The organism is Agarivorans sp. 2_MG-2023 (assembly GCF_030548085.1).
Taxonomy (GTDB): domain Bacteria; phylum Pseudomonadota; class Gammaproteobacteria; order Enterobacterales; family Celerinatantimonadaceae; genus Agarivorans.
In genome coordinates this window covers 16990-35815 of record NZ_JAUORQ010000019.1, presented here as the reverse complement: position 1 = coordinate 35815, position 18826 = coordinate 16990, and the positions used below count along the sequence as shown (strand labels likewise).

At 46.8% G+C, this 18826-nt stretch carries 20 protein-coding genes; 18 read left to right on the top strand and 2 right to left on the bottom strand.

Annotation, left to right across the window (positions count from 1 at the left end; all coding sequences use genetic code 11):
• Positions 1-26: 26 nt before the first annotated feature.
• A complete protein-coding gene (urtA, locus tag Q4549_RS20395) occupies positions 27-1322 on the bottom strand; it encodes an urea ABC transporter substrate-binding protein (protein ID WP_303554229.1) in 1296 nt (431 codons plus the stop codon).
• Between the two features lie 389 nt (positions 1323-1711).
• Here urtA and Q4549_RS20390 point away from each other — a divergent pair, with 389 nt between their 5' ends.
• The 9 genes from Q4549_RS20390 to menE all read left to right on the top strand — a co-directional run bounded on the left by Q4549_RS20390 (position 1712) and on the right by menE (position 8826).
• Positions 1712-2596: an urease accessory protein UreD gene (locus Q4549_RS20390; RefSeq protein WP_303554226.1), complete on the top strand. Its 885-nt coding sequence runs from the start codon at positions 1712-1714 to the stop codon at positions 2594-2596.
• A gap of 21 nt (positions 2597-2617) precedes the next feature.
• Positions 2618-2920, top strand: coding sequence for an urease subunit gamma (gene ureA, locus Q4549_RS20385; protein WP_137674146.1), 303 nt, complete (start codon positions 2618-2620; stop codon positions 2918-2920).
• Between the two features lie 21 nt (positions 2921-2941).
• Positions 2942-3265 carry an urease subunit beta gene (locus Q4549_RS20380; protein ID WP_137674147.1) on the top strand — a complete coding sequence of 108 codons (324 nt, stop codon included), beginning with the start codon at positions 2942-2944 and terminating at the stop codon, positions 3263-3265.
• Positions 3262-4968 carry an urease subunit alpha gene (ureC, locus tag Q4549_RS20375; protein ID WP_303511350.1) on the top strand — a complete coding sequence of 569 codons (1707 nt, stop codon included), beginning with the start codon at positions 3262-3264 and terminating at the stop codon, positions 4966-4968. Before Q4549_RS20380 ends, ureC begins: the two co-directional genes overlap by 4 nt.
• Positions 4969-4979: 11 nt before the next feature.
• Positions 4980-5426, top strand: a complete 447-nt coding sequence (gene ureE / locus Q4549_RS20370) for an urease accessory protein UreE (protein WP_303554224.1) — start codon at positions 4980-4982, stop codon at positions 5424-5426.
• Positions 5426-6094 carry an urease accessory protein UreF gene (locus Q4549_RS20365; protein WP_303554222.1) on the top strand — a complete coding sequence of 223 codons (669 nt, stop codon included), beginning with the start codon at positions 5426-5428 and terminating at the stop codon, positions 6092-6094. Before ureE ends, Q4549_RS20365 begins: the two co-directional genes overlap by 1 nt.
• Positions 6095-6121: 27 nt before the next feature.
• Complete coding sequence (gene ureG, locus Q4549_RS20360; protein ID WP_303554220.1) at positions 6122-6757, top strand: urease accessory protein UreG; 636 nt, start codon at positions 6122-6124, stop codon at positions 6755-6757.
• Between the two features lie 23 nt (positions 6758-6780).
• Entirely contained in the window at positions 6781-7344 is a 564-nt protein-coding gene (locus Q4549_RS20355) for a HupE/UreJ family protein (RefSeq protein WP_137674152.1), read from the top strand.
• Positions 7345-7419: 75 nt separating this feature from the next.
• On the top strand, positions 7420-8826 hold the full coding sequence (gene menE, locus Q4549_RS20350; RefSeq protein WP_303554218.1) for an o-succinylbenzoate--CoA ligase: 1407 nt from the start codon (positions 7420-7422) through the stop codon (positions 8824-8826).
• Here the strand turns inward: menE and Q4549_RS20345 are convergent.
• The gene (locus Q4549_RS20345) at positions 8796-9005 is read right to left on the bottom strand and encodes a hypothetical protein (protein WP_137674154.1); all 210 of its coding nucleotides are present in this window, start codon (positions 9003-9005) and stop codon (positions 8796-8798) included. The two genes, menE and Q4549_RS20345, sit on opposite strands and share 31 nt — an antisense overlap.
• Positions 9006-9247: 242 nt before the next feature.
• On the opposite strand from Q4549_RS20345, the gene Q4549_RS20340 reads away from it, so the two are divergent.
• The 9 genes from Q4549_RS20340 (at position 9248) to Q4549_RS20300 (ending at position 18720) form a co-directional block, all read left to right on the top strand.
• On the top strand, positions 9248-9631 hold the full coding sequence (locus Q4549_RS20340; protein ID WP_303511340.1) for a hypothetical protein: 384 nt from the start codon (positions 9248-9250) through the stop codon (positions 9629-9631).
• Positions 9632-9693: 62 nt separating this feature from the next.
• Positions 9694-10545 (top strand): substrate-binding domain-containing protein, encoded by an 852-nt coding sequence (locus Q4549_RS20335; protein ID WP_303554216.1) that lies wholly within the window; start codon positions 9694-9696, stop codon positions 10543-10545.
• Positions 10535-11326, top strand: a complete 792-nt coding sequence (locus tag Q4549_RS20330) for a LysR family transcriptional regulator (protein ID WP_303554214.1) — start codon at positions 10535-10537, stop codon at positions 11324-11326. Before Q4549_RS20335 ends, Q4549_RS20330 begins: the two co-directional genes overlap by 11 nt.
• A gap of 54 nt (positions 11327-11380) precedes the next feature.
• On the top strand, positions 11381-12004 hold the full coding sequence (locus Q4549_RS20325; protein WP_303554212.1) for a tRNA-uridine aminocarboxypropyltransferase: 624 nt from the start codon (positions 11381-11383) through the stop codon (positions 12002-12004).
• A 116-nt stretch (positions 12005-12120) separates the two neighbouring features.
• Positions 12121-12291 (top strand): trimethylamine N-oxide reductase system protein TorE, encoded by a 171-nt coding sequence (torE, locus tag Q4549_RS20320; RefSeq protein WP_137674159.1) that lies wholly within the window; start codon positions 12121-12123, stop codon positions 12289-12291.
• 58 nt (positions 12292-12349) lie between these two features.
• Complete coding sequence (gene torC, locus Q4549_RS20315) at positions 12350-13531, top strand: pentaheme c-type cytochrome TorC (RefSeq protein WP_303554210.1); 1182 nt, start codon at positions 12350-12352, stop codon at positions 13529-13531.
• Positions 13532-13545: 14 nt separating this feature from the next.
• Positions 13546-16014 carry a trimethylamine-N-oxide reductase TorA gene (torA, locus tag Q4549_RS20310; RefSeq protein WP_303554208.1) on the top strand — a complete coding sequence of 823 codons (2469 nt, stop codon included), beginning with the start codon at positions 13546-13548 and terminating at the stop codon, positions 16012-16014.
• Positions 16015-16635: a molecular chaperone TorD gene (gene torD, locus Q4549_RS20305; protein ID WP_303554206.1), complete on the top strand. Its 621-nt coding sequence runs from the start codon at positions 16015-16017 to the stop codon at positions 16633-16635.
• Between the two features lie 396 nt (positions 16636-17031).
• Positions 17032-18720 (top strand): NAD-dependent malic enzyme, encoded by a 1689-nt coding sequence (locus tag Q4549_RS20300; RefSeq protein WP_303554204.1) that lies wholly within the window; start codon positions 17032-17034, stop codon positions 18718-18720.
• The last annotated feature ends 106 nt before the right edge of the window (positions 18721-18826 follow it).

Below are 18826 nucleotides of genomic sequence, written 5' to 3'. Positions count from 1 at the left end.
GCACTTAACTGTGTACGCGAACTAAATTAGTAGTTCTGGCCAGAACATTGGCCGGTTTTAATGTTGAAGTTGCCGCACTTAATCGGGGCAGTCCAGTCAGCTACAATCAAACCAGACTCTTCAAGATGGTCAGTCCATGCATCACCAATTACGCCACCAGCAGTTTGCCATACTGTGTCGAATTGACCGTCGGCTTGGATTTCACCAATTAGTACTGGTTTAGTGAGGTGGTGGTTAGTATTCATTACCGCGTAACCGCCAGTTAGGTTAGGCACAGTGATACCGTACATTGCTTCACGTACTGGGTCTGTATCTGTAGTACCAGCTTTCTCAACCGCTTCAGCCCACATTTGGAAACCAATGTAAGTGGCTTCCATTGGGTCGTTGGTTACACGCTTGTCGTCACCGGTGTAGGCTTTCCAAGCAGCAATAAACTCTTCATTTGCTTCGCTGTCGGCGCTTTGGAAGTAGTTCCAAGCCGCTAAGTGGCCAACAAGAGGGGCAGTATCAAAACCAGATAGTTCTTCTTCACCTACAGAGAAGGCCACTACTGGAATGTCTTCAGCCGAGATGCCTTGGTTAGCCAACTCTTTATAGAAAGGTACGTTTGCGTCACCGTTAATGGTTGAAACAACCGCTGTTTTCTTACCTGCACCACCAAATTTCTTCACATCAGAAACAATGGTTTGCCAATCAGAATGACCAAACGGTGTGTAGTTGATCATGATGTCAGCTTCAGCCACACCTTTAGACTTAAGGTAAGCTTCTAAAATCTTGTTAGTAGTACGTGGGTAAACATAATCGGTTCCCGCTAATACCCAACGCTCAACACCTTCTTCAGCCATTAAGTAATCCACTGCTGGGATAGCTTGTTGGTTTGGCGCAGCACCGGTGTAGAATACGTTTTTAGAACTTTCTTCACCTTCATATTGAACCGGGTAAAACAACATACCGTTCAACTCTTCAATTACTGGTAATACTGACTTACGAGATACCGAGGTCCAACAACCAAAAATTACGTCTACTTGTTCTTTGTCTAAAAGCTCACGTGCTTTCTCAGCAAACAAAGGCCAATTTGACGCAGGGTCAACCACTACAGGCTCTAACTTCTTACCTAACAAACCACCCTTTTTGTTTTGCTCTTCAATCATCATAAGCACAGTGTCTTTCAGTGTGGTTTCACTAATCGCCATGGTGCCAGACAAAGAGTGTAAAACACCTACTTTGATGGTTTCAGCGGCTTGCGCTGCGTTAAGAGAGAACGCAAGGGCTACACCACTTGCTACCGTTGCTAATTTCTTCCATTTGCTATGTTGTGTCATTGCTATATTTCCTATTTTTTTATAGTCCTTTAGAGCATGCGGTACCTCATGCAGTGCTGAGGGGACTACAGCATTGACTGTGCCAAACACAAAAAACACAACAATAACAATAAGTTAATGTATAAACATTTAACTCAATAGATTTTAACTGCACACTTTACGAGCGTTAGCCTCAGAAAAACGCACCAAAATGATCGAATAGATAATAATCCCCAAACTGATGCACTAACTTGAATCGTCCGCACCAAATTGATCCACCAATGAACCAAATAAAAGCACCAATATGTAACAAAACCGCGCCCCTAGTAAGGCCAAAAAACTGGTTTAGTTCTTGCTGTATATAGCTAATGAAACACAGCCGAAAACAAGCAGTTAACTAAAGGAGCAATGTGAGCCAGCTTATTCAAACCCAGCACAGCAAAGCAGCAGCGCCAATCAAACAAGGTTGGTTAGCAAAGCTTGAGCTTGGTTTTGCCCCCATTGCCAACAAAACGCGCTTAACCCTAAATAAGAGCATTGGCCCTTTAAGGGTGCAACGCCCCTTTCATCCAGAACTTGGTGCACCCGACTGTTGCCACGTTTATTTATTGCATCCACCCGGTGGATTAGTGGCCGGTGATACATTGCTGATGAATGTGGAATGCCTCGAAGGCAGTAAAGTGGTACTTACCACGCCAGCCTCAGGCAAGTTATACCGCTCTAACTTAGCCCGCCAAGAACAGTGTCAGCAGCAACGTTTTCATCTGCAAGACAACAGCAGCCTTGAATGGCTTCCACCAGAAACCATTATATTTAATGGCGCTCAGGGGCGCCTCGACAGTCATTTCATGTTGCAAGGCGATGCTCAGCTTATCGCCTGGGAAATCACCTGCTTGGGGCGTAAAGCCAGTGACGAAGACTTTGACCATGGCGAGCTAATGCAGTCAATTAAAGTCTATCGCGAACAACGTCCACTACTAATTGAAAACACCCGTATCGACAACGCTCAAACGGCAGCTAACCCAGCGGCACTCGCAGGCAAGCATGTTTATGCCTGCATGTTGGCCACGGTAGATAAGCTAGATGAACAAGCGCAAAAGCAGCTACTAGAAGAACTACGCGAACAACTGGCTTGCCCAGATATTGGCATCACCTTAGTGCGCGGTTTAGTGATATTGCGCTACCTCGGCGACAACGCAGAGGCTGTACGAGAAGAGTTTGAAGCGGCTTGGGCAGTAATTCGCCCACGTACATTAGGGCATGCAGCTGTTCGCCCACGCATTTGGAATACCTAATTTTAACATTACGAGGCAAACATGGAATTAACCCCAAGAGAGAAAGACAAGTTATTGCTGTTTACCGCGTTTTTGGTCGCCGAGCGACGCAAAGACAAAGGGCTAAAACTCAACTACCCAGAAACGGTTGCTTACCTCTCTGCCAGTATTGTTGAAGGCGCGCGTGAAGGCCGCAGCGTAGCCGAGCTAATGAGTTGGGGGCGCACCCTATTGAGTCGCGATGAGGTGATGGATGGTATTGCTGAAATGGTGCATGAAGTTCAAGTAGAAGCCACCTTTCCAGACGGTACCAAACTGGTCACCGTGCATAACCCCATCCCTTAGGCCACCACAGAGGAACCACCAATGATACCTGGAGAATTGATTGTTGAAGACGGTTGGATAGAACTAAACCCTGGTTTAGCCACTATCACCGTTGATGTAGCCAATAGTGGTGACCGCCCAGTACAAGTAGGCTCCCACTACCATTTTGCCGAAACGAATCCGGCCTTACATTTTGATCGCAAAGCCGCACTGGGTTTTCGCTTAAACATTGCCGCTGGCACTGCGGTACGTTTTGAACCCGGCCAAAGCCGCAAAGTAGAATTGGTCGCGCTAAGCGGTAAACGCGAAGTGTACGGATTTAGAGGCGAAGTAATGGGCCCACTAAGTGATAAGGAACAAGCATGAGCAAGATGGATAAACGCGCCTACGCCGAAATGTTTGGCCCCACAGTGGGCGACAAAGTACGCCTCGGTGATACCGAACTAATCATTCAAGTTGAAAAAGACTACGCCCAATACGGCAGCGAAGTAAAATTTGGTGGCGGTAAAGTAATTCGTGATGGCATGGGGCAAAGCCAAGCTAGCTGCGCCATGGTGCCAGACACCGTTATCACCAACGCGTTAATTCTTGATCACTGGGGCATTGTTAAGGCCGATATCGCGCTTAAAGAAGGCCGTATTCAAGCCATTGGTAAAGCCGGTAACCCAGATATTCAAGACGATATCGACATCGAAATTGGTGCCGGTACCGAAGTCATCGCTGGTGAAGGCCAAATTATTACCGCTGGCGGCGTAGATTCGCACATTCACTATATTTGCCCTCAGCAAATAGAAGAAGCCTTAATGTCGGGTACCACCACCATGTTAGGTGGCGGTACTGGTCCAGCAACCGGTACTAACGCAACCACCTGTACACCGGGGCCTTTCCACCTAGGAAAAATGCTGCAATCGGCCGACAGTTTCCCCATGAATTTGGGCTTTCTAGGTAAAGGTAACGCCAGCCTGCCACGTCCGCTTGAAGAGCAGTTAATGGCCGGCGCCATGGGTTTGAAATTACACGAAGACTGGGGCACTACGCCAATGTCTATCGATAACTGCTTAAGCGTGGCCGAGAACTATGACGTTCAAGTGGCAATTCATACCGATACCTTGAACGAGTCAGGGTTTGTTGAAGATACCATTGCAGCCTTTAAAGGCCGCGTGATCCACACTTACCACACCGAAGGTGCGGGGGGCGGACACGCTCCCGATATTATTACCGCCTGTGGTTTAGATAACGTATTACCGTCGTCAACCAACCCTACTCGACCGTATACCATTAACACCGTTGATGAGCATTTGGATATGTTGATGGTGTGTCACCACCTTGATCCTGCGATTCCTGAAGACGTGGCTTTTGCTGATTCTCGAATTCGCAAAGAAACCATTGCCGCTGAAGATATTCTGCACGATTTAGGCGCATTCTCGATGATTGCCTCAGATTCACAAGCCATGGGTCGAGTTGGCGAAGTGATTACCCGCACTTGGCAAACCGCCCACAAAATGAAAGTACAGCGTGGTTTGTTGCCAGAAGATAAAGACATTGGTTGTGATAACTTTCGCGCAAAACGTTATATCGCCAAATACACTATCAACCCAGCAATTACTCACGGCATCGCCCATGAAGTAGGTTCGGTTGAAGTGGGGAAATTAGCCGATTTAGTATTGTGGAAACCAGCCTTTTTTGGCGCTAAGCCCTCATTAATTATTAAAGGTGGGGCGATTGCTGCGGCACCAATGGGCGACCCCAATGCGTCTATTCCTACGCCACAACCGGTGCACTACCGTCCAATGTTTGGTGCCTATGGCAAAGCCATGACCGAAACCCGTGTCACCTTTGTTAGCCAAGCCGCCATAGATGCAAAAATTGATGAGACCCTAGGTTTATCGAGTCGCTTAGTGGCCTGTAAAAATACCCGCAAGATCAAGAAGCAAGACATGGTGCATAACCATTATCAGCCGCATATGGAAGTTGATTCACAAACCTATGAAGTGCGTGCCGATGGTCAACTGCTTGAGTGCGAACCCGCTACCGAGCTACCGCTCGCTCAGCGTTACTTTTTATTTTAAGGAGAGAATGAATGTTAAAGGTGTATCAAACCCTCCATCACTACCACGGCCCGGTGCATCATCAGGTGGTATTGAGTTACGAGCTGCGTAAAAAAGCCCGTATCAAGGCACAAACCGAGGATAAGCAAGACATAGGCTTTTTCTTGGAGCGTGGCCAAGTGCTACAAAATGGACAGTTTCTAGAAGCCGAAAATGGCGAAGTGGTGGAGATTAAAAGTGCCGACGAACTGGTGACTACCGCCTACAGCGATAACCCATTAATGTTTGCTAAGGTCTGTTACCACTTAGGTAACCGCCATACACCGCTGCAAGTAGGCGAAGGCTGGGTGCGCTTTCAACCCGACCACGTATTGCAAGACTTGGTTGAGCTATATGGTTTGCGTGTGGAGCAGCATCAAGGCCCCTTTGACCCAGAAACGGGCGCTTACCATAGCCACTTGCCGGCGCACAGCCACTAATGTCTAGCATGGCGCAACTGCAACTCATGCGTTTGGTTAGCCCAAGCTTGCCAGTGGGGGGCTTTGCCTATTCACAAGGTTTGGAATACGCCATAGAAAACGCTTGGGTGAATAACCCAGAGCAACTGGCAGCGTGGATAAGTGGTTGTTTAAACGCCGGCTTGGCTTGTTTAGACATCCCTATGTTAGCGGCGCTGTATAAAGCGTGCGCAGACAAAGATTTTGCCCAATTTGAAAGCGTAAACCTAGAGCTAATCGCCAGTCGCGAAACGCTTGAGCTGGAGCTAGAAGATGTGCAAATGGGTAACGCCCTGCGCACTTTGCTAAGCCAACTCGATGAGAACATCACTGCGCATTTAAGCGATGAACCCATGAGCTGGACCAGTATGTTTGTCTTGGCCGGTGTGCATTGGCAAGTTGAGCTAGATGAACTGGCCGACGGCTATCTATGGACCTGGCTAGAAAACCAACTGGCCGTGGCAGGTAAAACGCTGCCCTTGGGGCAAACCGCCTGCCAAAAGCTATTGAGCGAATTACTGCCCTTGTTGCCACCAGCACGAGAAGCAGGGCTAGCCTTACCTTTTAACCAAATTAGCGGGTCGCTGCCAGCATTAAGCTTGGCCAGCGCCTTACACGAAACCCAGTATTGTCGGCTGTTCCGCTCTTAAGCGCAGCCACAAATAAGAGGAATAACAATGAGCAATAAACAAACCTTACGCGTAGGTGTTGGCGGCCCAGTAGGCTCTGGAAAAACAGCATTACTCACCGCTTTATGTCGAGAACTAAAAGATCGTTTCAACTTGGCAGTAGTGACTAACGATATCTACACCAAAGAAGACGCCCAGTTTTTGTTACGTAACGATGCCCTAGCTGAAGACCGTATTTTGGGTGTAGAAACTGGCGGCTGCCCACACACTGCTATTCGCGAAGACGCTTCAATGAACTTAGCAGCAATTGCCGAACTTAACCGTCGCCATAAAGGCCTTGATTTGGTCTTAGTAGAAAGCGGCGGCGACAACCTAAGTGCCACTTTTAGCCCTGAGTTAAGTGACCTCACCCTATACGTGATTGATGTAAGCGCTGGTGACAAAATTCCCCGTAAAGGCGGCCCTGGCATCACCAAGTCTGACTTACTAATCATCAATAAAACTGACTTAGCACCGCATGTAGGTGCCTCACTTGAAGTGATGGATCGCGATGCGAAAAAGATGCGTGGCGAGCGCCCGTTTGTATTCAGTAATCTAAAAACCAATAAAGGTTTGCAAGACATCATCAACTTTATTATTGAGCAAGGCATGCTGGAAGAAACCAGCCCAGTCGCTGCTAACTAAACTATTTTATAAGGATATCAAACATGAAAAAGCTACTTACTTTAGCCGCAGGCTTACTCTTTTCGTTACCGAGTTTTGCTCACGAAGGTCACCACCACGGTTTGTCAGAAGGTTTATTACACCCTCTAACAGGCCTTGACCACCTTATCGCCTTAAGCCTAATTGGTTTACTGGCTAGCCAAACCGGAAAACTAAAACTTAGCCTTGCTCAAAGCGTATTTGCTTTAATACTAGCGGCAGTAGTGGCAAGCATGGGTTTTGTACCACCAATGCTAGAAACAGGCTTAGCCATTTCCTTGCTAGTAATGGCAGTGTTAGTGGCTAAAGTGCTACCACGCTCAACCGGTGTTGTAGGTTTAGTGGTATGTTTAGTGGCAGCTCTACACGGCGCAGCTCACGGTAACGAAGTACCCGCTGGCGCAGACATGAAATTGTTCTTCGCTGGTTTCATTGCCAGTTCAGTAGCGCTAATTTGTGCCGGATTCGCACTAGGTAAGGCAGCTCAACAATCTCAATATACGCAAAAAATCACTCGCACCATTGCAGGTCTAGCAGGCGCGTTTGGCATTAGTGCCTTAGTCGCTTAATTCTTACGTAATGATACGCCGCTGGCGCATAGCAACAGCGGCGACAAACTTCACAGTTTGCGGCATAATGCCGCTATGAGCATCAATTCTTTGTCAACCCAGCCCCTGAAACAGCAAAGCCAGCTTAGGCCTAAGCACATTGCTCTAAGCATTGGTGAGCAGCATATTAATTATCAGCAGCTTTATGCCATGGTAAGTGCTACCGCTGAGCAATTGCGCATGCAAGGAGTTGGCAAAGGCTCGCGAGTATGTTGTTTTGGCGAAGACCCACTGCGCATGCTGCTATTACAACTCGCCAGTTTGCAGCTAGCTTATGTTTTTTGCCCGCTCAATCACCATCACCCGCTCAGCCAATTACGAGCCTTAAGCGAAACCGTAGATAGTCAGTTTTATTGGAGCGATTTAGATCTCTGTTTAACGACACCCAAGCGCATAGAGTTTAACCCCCATCAAGCACTAAGCTTTATCGCCGAAGCAGAACTCGACAGCGAGTTACCGCAAAGCATGGTATTTACCTCCGGCAGCAGCGGCCCACCAAAAGCAGTGGTGCATTGTTGGCGAAATCACTTCTTTAGCGCACAAGGCTCACAAGCGGTTGTTCCATTAGATGAAAACGACCAATGGTTACTGTCTTTACCGCTGTATCATATTGGTGGCCAAGCCATTGTATGGCGCTGTATTTTAGCCGGTGCACGGATTGTAGTGGCTCAAAACAAAGGTCGCGTTTTCCCCGACTTGCTGGCAAGCCAAACAACCCATGTATCACTCGTACCCACTCAACTATACCGTTTGCTCACACAAGCCAAATTTTGGGCGAGCGCGCTTAGCCTAAAACACATTTTGATTGGCGGCGCAGCGTGTAATGATAGCTTATTAGAAGAAGCCATTAGTCGCGGTTTTCAGGTTTATAGCTCCTATGGCAGTAGCGAAATGAGCTCACAAATTGCTACCCGCCACCACCGCTTAGGGCAAGCAACTTACCAATTGCTGCCGCACCGGCGCGCTAAGATTCACCAAGGTGAAATCTATTTACGCGGAAAAACCTTATTTTTAGGCTACTGGAAAAATGGCGACATAATACGCGCTTGCGACCCCGATGGTTGGTTTAACAGCGGTGATTTAGGCCGTATTGAAGGCGCGCAGCTGTTTACCTTAGGCCGCAGCAACAACATGTTTATCTGCGCAGGGGAAAACATTCAGCCAGAAGAAATTGAATTGGCCTTGTTACAGCACCCGCAGATCAACCAAGCGATAGTTGTACCGCAGCAAAACAGCGAATATGGTCAACGACCGGTGGCATTTATTAGTAGCGAACTGGACGTTAACCCACAGCAGTTAAATCAGTTTTTACGCCAGCAGCTAGCGGCAATCAAACTGCCGATTGCCTATTTTGATTTACCCGAGCAAAACTCACTAAAGCCATCGCGAAGTGAGCTAAGCACATTAGCTAATCACAAATCGAGCTGTTGCGACCAATGTTGAAATTCAGAAATGTTAATCCAAGACTGTTGATAGGCGTGTTGTAAGGCACAGTGTTGCTGCTCTTTTAGGTTTTGGTGGGAATCAGGAACAAAGCAGCATGCCCCTTTAAAGAATTGTTCTCTTTCTGCCAAGTAACGGCCTAGCAAACCGGTTTTTGCAAAATCTTGTTCTCTTCTCATAAGCACTCCTTACGACTATTAACAGCTAGCGCTCAAGGGTGGCAAGCCAAACAAAATGCCACCACTTACCTTACATTTAGCACGCATTTTCGCCCTCAACAAGTACTATTTATCTGCAAATATCCAAACAAGCTAGGCTGTCACGATAAATGCGCAGTGGTGCCGATAAAAGCAGCAGCGGTTTTGTTTACCTTATTGATAAGCCTCTTTAAAATGCCCAGCAAATAATAAATGAGGTGACTATGAAAATTGCAGTAATTAGCGTGAGTCTATTGAGTATGGTGGCGTTATCTAGCCAAGCAAACCCTGAAGTGGGTGTAATGGTAGGTAGCGACAATGGCTTAAGTGCCCAATTTGATGACATTCGCGTAAATCTAGGGTTTAGCGAATTTTCGCTAAGTGGCGACAAAATCATTGGCTTTCCCGATCAAGAACACTTTTATTATGGTTTTGGCGGTAAGTGGAGTGACCATCATCATAACAAGCTGGGTGCTCGAGCAGTATTTGGCGCGCATACCGTGGTTGAGCAGTTTCGCTTTTTTGCCGAAATTCAGCCTATTGTGTACGTGGTTGACGACTTAGAAGTAAAACTTGAGGCTAGCGCAGGGGTTCGTTACCTGTTCTAAAGCCGCTCGCTTCGCCATTATCTGCTAGCCTTATAGAAGAACAGCAATCATGGCGAACGCGAATGCAAGAACCGGATATTGAGTTGCTCAACCGGTTTGTTAATGCCTACGAGCAACGTCACCATTTCCCAGAAACGAGTAGCCCCAGCAGCCGTAAAAAAGTGTTTGCGGCCCTTGAGCAGTCGCTAAGCTGCAAGCTATTTGATGGTGACTACTCGAACCTTAATTCACAAGGTCAGCTGCTGTACCAACGCGCTAAACAGCTGCAATTGCAGTTAGATAATTTCTTGCAAAGCCCATTAGAAAAGCCTCAGCCGCAGCAAATCATTATTGGTTTAGACGAGTTTGTACCAAGCCAAAGCTTACTGCATTACTACCCACGCTTTATTAGCGAACTGTCACTGCAACAACTCAAGTTAGTGCAACTCAGCGGCGCTCAATTACAGCAACAACTCTGTGCCGGTGAAATAGACATCGCCTTACGTGTGGCCCAGCAACAAAAGCCGCCAAAAACCCACTCGCGCCGTTACTGTAACCTTAATCTGGCTTTGGCGTGTGCTGCGCGTCATAGCCTAAGTAAGCATCAGCAACTCTGCGCCGAACAACTGCAGCGCCATCGTCAGCTATGTTTAAACCACCTTCCTATCGAGCTACAACTTAATCGAGTAAATTGCTGGCAATTGGCCCACCGAGAAATGCTGCATGATTTATTAGTTTTGGGCATGGGATGGGCTTTTGCGCCACGCCATTGGCTGGAGTCCAGCTTTAGAAACGGGAGCCTGATTGAGCTGCACTTAAGCAATTACTTTTCACCCACTAAATTAGAAATAGAAATACTGTGGCTAAATAGCCAGCACGATAGCCAAGTCGCCCAGTGCTTAAATTTATTAGGTTTGAGTGCTTATGATGGATGAAAATACTAAGCAACAAGCGCTTGCCGCTTTTGTATGCCTGGCCAAACATGCCGACTTAGCCAAATGCGCTGCGCAGCAACAATGCTCGCCTCAGCAAATACTGACACGGATAGATGCGCTTCAGCAGCAGCTCAATTGCACACTGTTTAGCCAGCATAATCCGCCCTATCAACTGAGTAGTGCTGGCCTCGCGTTGGTGGAGCAGGCGGAGCTTATTGTAAGCCGCTATCAAGAACTACAACGACACTGCCGTCATCTTCAACTCAGCAAAAGCTTAAGCTTAAGTATTAGCTTTCAAGCCTGGTTTCCTAGCCCGTGGCTCACGTTGTTGGCCAACCAACTACAACGCTTTGATCCTTTGCTAGAGTTGCACTTTAGCTGTACCTCTCAGCAGCCGGTTCACTTTAGTTTCTCTGCCAGCTCTTCAAAACAGCAGGTAGACACGCTTAAGTGGAAACCCGCGGGCTTAATCAAGGTGGCTCATCCTAAGTTGGTAAACCATCAGCAACGGTTCGACGGGCATCTCAAGCTATTTGACGTGCGTGAAGCCGAACAGAACAACCTGTTTAATGGTGAGACCTTACTGCTAGATGCCCTAGAAGCGGGCTTAGGCTGGGCAATTCTGCCACAAATTAGTGTCGAGTCTCGCCTAGCTGAAGGAATACTTAAAGCTTGGCCAGAGTCTATTGGTGAATTACCTACCTATTTACACCTTGCTCAGCGTTGCCCTGACGATATCAGCGCTTGGCTCAAGCAACAGCAGGCTGAGTTTTGTGACTAGATTATTTAGGCAGGTTATACTCAGCGTTCATTTTTGCCACTGACAAATCGTTAAATGAGTCGAGCCCGCTGTCAACGTTGTTTGCGCCCGCAAACTCACTGCTTATGTAAGCACATTGAACCATGTGAGCATCACCACCAGGTGATTATTTTGCAGCACCCTAGTGAGCAAAAACACGCCAAAGGCACCGCTCAACTTGCTTGTTTGGCACTGAATAAAGCGCAGATTATGGTGGGAGAAACGCCACTTGATTTTGCCATGCTTAAACAGCAAGTGTTAACCCACCCAGAGCGGTTTTATTTGATTTACCCCAGTTCACAAAGCCGAGCTATTGAAGAGGTGTTTTCCTCAATAAAAACTCAAGAAGCGCCCCTCAACGATCCACCATGCCCACCCAGCCTCATTTTTTTAGATGGCACTTGGCGAAAAGCTAAGCGGCTTTGGCACCTCAATCCATGGTTACACAATTTAGAACAATTTCACTTTACCAGTGCACCAAGTGGACAATATAAAATACGGAAAACATCGATAGATAAAGGCCTATCAACTATTGAGGCTATCGGATACTCACTTGAGCAGATAGAAATGTTTGACCCTACTCCCTTAGTGGGTATACTACGCGCCCTTGCTAACCAGCAACTTTCCGCAATGCCTGAAAAAGTGAAACATCGCTATTGATGTGTTGTTGATCCTTGCCACAGGTTAGCTCAAAGATCTAAGCACAAACTGGTCAAAATTAAGTAACAAGACTAAGTTAAATTGTATGCATAACATAAATGTAGGAGTGCATTTGCATGTCTAGTAACAATGTCGTGGATGACAAACCCAGTAAGTCTGACGAGTGGAAAGTATTCCTGTTTATCGCAGTGATTCTGTTTCCTATTTTAGCCGTAGCATTTGTCGGTGGTTATGGCTTTATCGTTTGGATGCTGCAGATACTTACCGGTCCCCCAGGACACGGTTAATCGCCCTAATAATACACTTTAGAAAACGAACTAATTCGCAGTAATGTGAGATACCACGATGAAAAATATGCTGAAGAAATTTTGGTTAATAGTGAGCAAACCAAGCGTCCATTTAAGCTTTGGTTTTTTGACTATTGGCGGCTTTGTTGCCGGTATTATTTTCTGGGGCGGTTTTAACACCGCTTTAGAGGCAACCAATACCGAAGAGTTTTGCATTGGCTGTCATGAAATGGCCGACAATGTTTATGTAGAACTTCAAGAAACCGTACACTGGAAAAACAACTCTGGGGTACGCGCCACCTGTCCAGATTGTCACGTACCACATAATTGGACTGACAAAATTGCCCGTAAAATGCAGGCTTCAAAAGAAGTCTATGGCAAAATTTTTGGCACCATTAGTACCCGTGAAAAATTCTTAGAAAAACGCGGCGAGCTGGCTCAACATGAGTGGGACAGGTTCACTGCTAATAACTCTTTAGAATGTAAGAATTGTCACGACTACAACAGCATGGACTTCGATTCAATGTCGGAACGTGCCCAAGTACAGATGAAAATGGCTGCCGAGCGCGACCAAAGCTGTATTGATTGCCACAAAGGCATTGCCCATGAGCTACCAGACAATATGAACTCTGGTGAGGGTACCTTAGCTAAACTAGAAGAAATGGCCACCTCAGGGTACAAAAAGGGCGAAAGCTACTTTAGCGTGCGCCAATTGCCCTTGTTCACTAATCCTGAGTTAAACGAAGAAGCCGGCCAGTTAAACGCCGCCACCAAAGTGAAGATTCTAGAAGTTAAAGGTGATGCAATTAAAGTTGAGATAGATGCTTGGCGTAAAACTAAAGGTTTTGGCCGGGTATTGTTTGAAGACTTTGCCATGAACATTAACGATGGTTACCTGACCAAAGAAGTCGCGCAAGCCGAAGGCAGCATGACCAAGGGGGAAACCAAAGAAGACGATTTAACTGGTTTGCCTTGGCAAAAAGTGTCAGTGGAATTGTGGATGCGTAACGGCTCCTTAACCGATTCTCGCGATACCTTATGGACCTTCGCCAAAACCACTTACGATAGCGCGTGTAGTGTTTGTCATACTCAACCCGCCGAAAACCACTTCGACACCAATACCTGGCCAGGTATGTTCAACGGCATGTTGTCGTTTGTGAATTTAGACGGTGATACTCAAGCGCTGGTATTAAAATACCTTCAAAAACATTCTTCAGATTTTTCTGACGCTGGCCACTAATTAAGGAGATTAACATGGCAATTACTCGTCGCGGTTTTCTCAAAGGCATCTTAGCCACCAGCGCTAGTACTTTGATCGGCCCAAGTTTATTGGCAGTAGCTAACGATGCAGCTGCCGCTGAAACAGCTGGTACTTGGAAAGTATCCGGCTCTCACTGGGGCGCATTTAGAGCTCGAGTGTATGGCGGTAAAGTGCAAGAGATTAAAGCATTTGAAGCTGATAAATACCCTACCGACATGCTTAACGGTATTAAGGGAATCATCTATAGTCCATCACGTATTCGTTACCCAATGGTGCGCTACGACTGGTACCTAAAACGCAATAAAAGTGACACCACTCAGCGTGGTGACAATCGCTTTATTCGGGTCACCTGGGATGAAGCATTAGATCTGTTTTATCAAGAACTCGAGCGTGTGCAAAAAGATTACGGGCCGTGGGCACTGCATGCTGGCCAAACTGGCTGGCGCCAAACGGGACAAGTACACTCCTGTGGTAACCACATGCAGCGCGCGGTATCCATGCACGGCTTCTCGGTAAACAAAGTGGGTGACTACTCGACTGGTGCAGGGCAAACCATTATGCCTTACGTACTAGGAACCACCGAAGTTTACGCACAGGGGACCTCTTGGCCACTGATCCTCGACAACAGTAAAACCATCGTTTTGTGGGCCACCGACTTGGTGAAAAACCTGCAAGTAGGTTGGGCATGTGAAACCCACGAGTCTTTTGAATACCTTGAACAGTTGAAAGACAAAGTCGCCAACAAACAAATTAGAGTAATTAGTGTTGACCCAGTGCGCACCAAAACTCAAAAGTATTTAGACTGTGAGCAACAATACGTGAACCCGCAGGCCGACGTGCCGTTCATGCTGGCAATTGCGCATACCTTGTACAAAGAAGAGCTTTACGACAAAAAATTCCTCAGTACCTATGCCTTAGGGTTTGAAGAGTTTATTCCTTATGTCACCGGTGAGAGCAAAGACAAGGTAGAGAAAACACCAGAATGGGCCGAAGCTATTTGTGGCGTACCTGCCGAAGACATTCGCGAATTTGCTCGCTTGCTGGCGAGTGACCGCACTCAGCTAATTTTTGGCTGGTGTATTCAACGCCAACAACACGGCGAACAACCTTATTGGATGGGCGCGGTAATAGCCGCAATGTTAGGTCAAATTGGCTTACCGGGTGGCGGCGTTTCTTACGCTCACCACTACAGCTCAATTGGTGTACCGTCTACTGGCGCAGCCAGCCCAGGTGCCTTCCCGCGTAATCCAGACAAGCCTAATGAACGGGTTCATATGAACCAAGATTTCAAAGGTTATAGCAGCACAATTCCGGTAGCACGTTGGATTGATGCGATTCTGGACCCGGGTAAAGTGATTAACGCTAACGGCGCTAAAATCACCTTGCCAGATATAAAAATGATGGTGTTCTCAGGGTGTAACCCATGGCATCACCACCAAGATCGCAACCGCATGAAGAAAGCTTTCCATAAGCTAGAAACAGTGGTGTCGATAGACTTCACTTGGACAGCCAGCTGCCGCTTCTCCGACATTGTTTTACCGGCTTGTACCCAATGGGAACGTAACGATATTGATCTCTACGGCTCCTATAGTAACCGCGGCATTATTGCCATGCATAAGCTGGTAGACCCGCTGTACCAATCTAAAACTGACTTTGAAATTTTCACCTTGCTGACTCAGCGCTTTGGCAAAAGCAAAGAATATACCCAAGGCAAGAGTGAAATGGACTGGGTTAAACAACTCTATGATGAGTGTGCCGCAGCCAACAAAGGCAAGTTTGATATGCCAGATTTCATGACCTTCTGGAAAGAAGGCTGGGTAGACTTTGGCAAAGGGCCTAACTGGACACGCCAAGCGGCGTTCCGCGAAGACCCAGAGATTAATGCCTTAGGGACACCATCAGGCTTTATTGAAATATTCAGCCGTAAGATTGACCGCTACGGTTATGACGATTGCCAAGGCCACCCAATGTGGTTCGAAAAAGCCGAACGCTCTCATGGTGGCCCTGGCTCAGAAGAGTTTCCTATTTGGCTGCAGTCTTGTCACCCCGACAAACGCTTGCACTCACAAATGTGTGACTCTGAGGAATTCCGTGCAACTTATGCTGTTCAAGGCAGAGAGCCACTGTACATCAATCCAGAAGATGCCAAGAAACGTGGCATTAACGATGGCGACTTAGTGCGCGTATTTAATAAGCGCGGCCAACTATTAGCTGGAGCGGTGGTATCAGAGGATTACGCCAAAGGCGTAGCCCGCTTGCAAGAAGGTGCGTGGTACGGCCCTGTGGATGAGAGCATTGGTGCGCTCGATACCTATGGCGATCCTAATACCTTAACCATGGACATCGGTAGCTCGCAATTAGCTCAAGCCACCAGCGCAAATACTTGTTTAGTGCAATACGAGAAGTTTGAAGGTAAAGCTCCAGCGGTTACCTCATTCGGCGGCCCTAAGGAGATGGCGTAAATGATAGAAACGCCAAATATTAGCGAAGAAAACGAAACCCGTGCCAGCATCTACTGGTGGTTTGCTACGGTGTTCACCAAAGAGCTAGATAAGCAACAATTAGCTGCCTACACCACTGGTGAAGGCGCGCAGTTATTGAAACAATTAGCCGACACCGCTGAGCTAAGCCCAGCGGTGAAGTTGATCAATAACAATCTTGCTAAATGTATGGCGCTGCAACACCCAGAGCTGGAATTAGCAGCAGATTTTTGCCAACAGTTTCTGAGTGACAGCAAAGTTGGTGCACCACCTTACGCGTCTATTTATTTATCTAGCAGTAAGTTGATGTATCAAGAGCCGCATGAGCAAATGCTCGCATTGCTGGTTGCACAAGGTCTGCGAGTAGATCCTGAATTTAACGAACCCGCAGATCATCTTGCCATTCAGTTAGATTATCTAGGTAATCTCATCATGCGCGAAGATGATAACCCGCAACAACAAGCCGAGTTTATTCAGCAACACTTGTTATCGTGGCTACCGCAATGGCTAGAGGCGCTAAGCAAAGTCAGTAAGGGTGGATTTTACCAAGGCTTTGCAGAGCTACTGGTTGCTTACCTTCGCTTAGAGCTGCAACATCTTTAACATTTAAGCTAATTGCCATTATGCTCTGCATAATGGCAATTAGGGTCCACGTAGTGCATCAATCTTTCTCATATTCCGCTAAATTTAACATTTGCCGCTGTAGCTTAATTCAATCACTTAGCCACAAAACAAACATTTAGTTAACATAATTTAAACATAACACTAGCGTTTTTCACCTGCTGTTTTATAGTTATATTAAGTCGGTTGTCGCTTCTAGATGCCCGGGCGGTAATACCTCATCTGTTAGGCGTTACGCCCCTCCTATCTGTTAGCGGTGCCGGCTGGCCTATTTCTGGGCCACCTAGATTCAACATTTCCCCAACATTTCAGCATGACCTAACACCAAATTTGTGAAAAAATACCTCTCTTGTTTGCCCTAGTTAAAGATCTAATCACATGGATGATAAAAAACGCCCGCTCTACATTCCTTATGCTGGTCCCGCTTTACTTGAAACTCCACTGTTAAATAAAGGCAGCGCCTTTAATCAAGAAGAGCGTATTTTCTTTAACTTAGAAGGGCTACTGCCAGAAAACATCGAAAGTATTGATGAGCAAACAGAGCGCGCTTATTTACAATATCAAAGCTTCACTAACGATTTAGATCGCCATATTTACCTTCGGAACATTCAAGATACTAACGAGACCTTGTTTTACCGCTTAGTTGAAGATCATATTAGCGAAATGATGCCGATTATTTACACCCCTACTGTGGGTGCAGCCTGTGAGCAATTCTCTAATATTTACCGCCGCTCACGGGGCTTATTTATTTCTTATCCAAACCGTCACCGTATCGATGAACTGCTAAACAACGCCACCCGTCATAATGTGAAGATCATTGTTGTTACCGATGGTGAACGTATTCTTGGTTTGGGCGACCAAGGCATTGGCGGAATGGGCATTCCCATTGGTAAGCTCTCTTTATATACAGCCTGTGGCGGCATTAGCCCAGCGTATACGCTACCAATAGTGCTAGATGTAGGCACCGACAACCAACAGTTGCTTAACGACCCAATGTACATGGGCTGGCGCCATGAGCGAATTAGTGGCACCGAATACGATGAGTTTGTAGAGCTATTTATGCAAGCGGTAAAAGTGCGCTGGCCTGATGCGCTTATTCAGTTTGAAGACTTTGCTCAGAAGAATGCTATGCCCTTGCTACAACGCTATAAAGAGCAATTTTGTTGCTTTAACGATGATATCCAAGGCACAGCGGCAGTTACCGTGGGTTCACTATTAGCAGCTTGTAAAGCTGCTGGTTCTAGCCTTGCTGAACAACGCGTCACCTTTGTAGGTTCAGGATCAGCGGGCTGTGGTATTGCCGAAGCTATTATTAGAGCAATGGTCGAGGAAGGCATTAGCGAAGCTCAAGCTCGTAGCCAAATTTTCATGGTAGATCGCTGGGGCTTATTACAAGACAACATGCCCAATTTACTAGATTTTCAGCAAGCCTTGGCACAACCAGCCCAACTTCAGCAGCAATGGGGCTTAAACTCAGACAGCTTGTCATTACTCGACGTCGTTGAAAATGGCAAACCCACGGTGCTTATTGGTGTGTCGGGTGCACCAGGAGTGTTTACCCAACAAGTCATTGAAAGCATGCATCAGCATTGTTCTAAACCTATAGTGTTGCCGCTTTCTAACCCCACCAGCCGTGTGGAAGCGCTGCCTGAAGATATACTCCGCTGGACCAATGGCCAAGCCTTAGTCGCTACTGGCAGTCCATTCCCACCAGTAAAGCTAGGCGAACAAACCTTTCCCATTGCCCAATGTAACAATAGCTATATCTTCCCAGGTATTGGCTTAGGTGTACTGGCTTGCCAAGCCACCCGCGTGAGCGATGAAATGCTGATAGCCAGTAGCCGAGCGTTGGCCGAATGCTCGCCACTAGCCAACGATGGCGAAGGAGCGTTATTGCCGCCATTAGAAGAAATTCAGCTTGTTAGTAAACACATTGCCTACGCTGTAGCTACCACTGCTATGCAACAACAACTTGCGGTAAAAACCAGCGATGAAGTGCTGATGCAAGCCATTGAAGCGAGCTTTTGGAAGCCTGAGTATCGCCACTACAAACGTACTTCTTTTTAACTACACTTATTAAGTTACTCATTGTAACAATTCGAATTTAGATGTTTAGCTGACCTAATAATTAGGCCAGCTTTTCATCGTTTCTCAATAGCTGTGCTAGCTGCTG

Excerpts from the sequence above, each read along its gene's own strand:
- urtA (WP_303554229.1), bottom strand. The coding sequence starts at position 1,322 with ATGACACAACATAGCAAATGGAAGAAATTAGCAACGGTAGCAAGTGGT.
- ureA (WP_137674146.1), top strand. The coding sequence starts at position 2,618 with ATGGAATTAACCCCAAGAGAGAAAGACAAGTTATTGCTGTTTACCGCG.
- Q4549_RS20380 (WP_137674147.1), top strand. The coding sequence starts at position 2,942 with ATGATACCTGGAGAATTGATTGTTGAAGACGGTTGGATAGAACTAAAC.
- ureC (WP_303511350.1), top strand. The coding sequence starts at position 3,262 with ATGAGCAAGATGGATAAACGCGCCTACGCCGAAATGTTTGGCCCCACA.
- ureE (WP_303554224.1), top strand. The coding sequence starts at position 4,980 with ATGTTAAAGGTGTATCAAACCCTCCATCACTACCACGGCCCGGTGCAT.
- Q4549_RS20365 (WP_303554222.1), top strand. The coding sequence starts at position 5,426 with ATGTCTAGCATGGCGCAACTGCAACTCATGCGTTTGGTTAGCCCAAGC.
- ureG (WP_303554220.1), top strand. The coding sequence starts at position 6,122 with ATGAGCAATAAACAAACCTTACGCGTAGGTGTTGGCGGCCCAGTAGGC.
- Q4549_RS20355 (WP_137674152.1), top strand. The coding sequence starts at position 6,781 with ATGAAAAAGCTACTTACTTTAGCCGCAGGCTTACTCTTTTCGTTACCG.
- menE (WP_303554218.1), top strand. The coding sequence starts at position 7,420 with ATGAGCATCAATTCTTTGTCAACCCAGCCCCTGAAACAGCAAAGCCAG.
- Q4549_RS20345 (WP_137674154.1), bottom strand. The coding sequence starts at position 9,005 with ATGAGAAGAGAACAAGATTTTGCAAAAACCGGTTTGCTAGGCCGTTAC.
- Q4549_RS20340 (WP_303511340.1), top strand. The coding sequence starts at position 9,248 with ATGAAAATTGCAGTAATTAGCGTGAGTCTATTGAGTATGGTGGCGTTA.
- Q4549_RS20335 (WP_303554216.1), top strand. The coding sequence starts at position 9,694 with ATGCAAGAACCGGATATTGAGTTGCTCAACCGGTTTGTTAATGCCTAC.
- Q4549_RS20330 (WP_303554214.1), top strand. The coding sequence starts at position 10,535 with ATGATGGATGAAAATACTAAGCAACAAGCGCTTGCCGCTTTTGTATGC.
- Q4549_RS20325 (WP_303554212.1), top strand. The coding sequence starts at position 11,381 with ATGAGTCGAGCCCGCTGTCAACGTTGTTTGCGCCCGCAAACTCACTGC.
- torE (WP_137674159.1), top strand. The coding sequence starts at position 12,121 with ATGTCTAGTAACAATGTCGTGGATGACAAACCCAGTAAGTCTGACGAG.
- torC (WP_303554210.1), top strand. The coding sequence starts at position 12,350 with ATGAAAAATATGCTGAAGAAATTTTGGTTAATAGTGAGCAAACCAAGC.
- torA (WP_303554208.1), top strand. The coding sequence starts at position 13,546 with ATGGCAATTACTCGTCGCGGTTTTCTCAAAGGCATCTTAGCCACCAGC.
- torD (WP_303554206.1), top strand. The coding sequence starts at position 16,015 with ATGATAGAAACGCCAAATATTAGCGAAGAAAACGAAACCCGTGCCAGC.
- Q4549_RS20300 (WP_303554204.1), top strand. The coding sequence starts at position 17,032 with ATGGATGATAAAAAACGCCCGCTCTACATTCCTTATGCTGGTCCCGCT.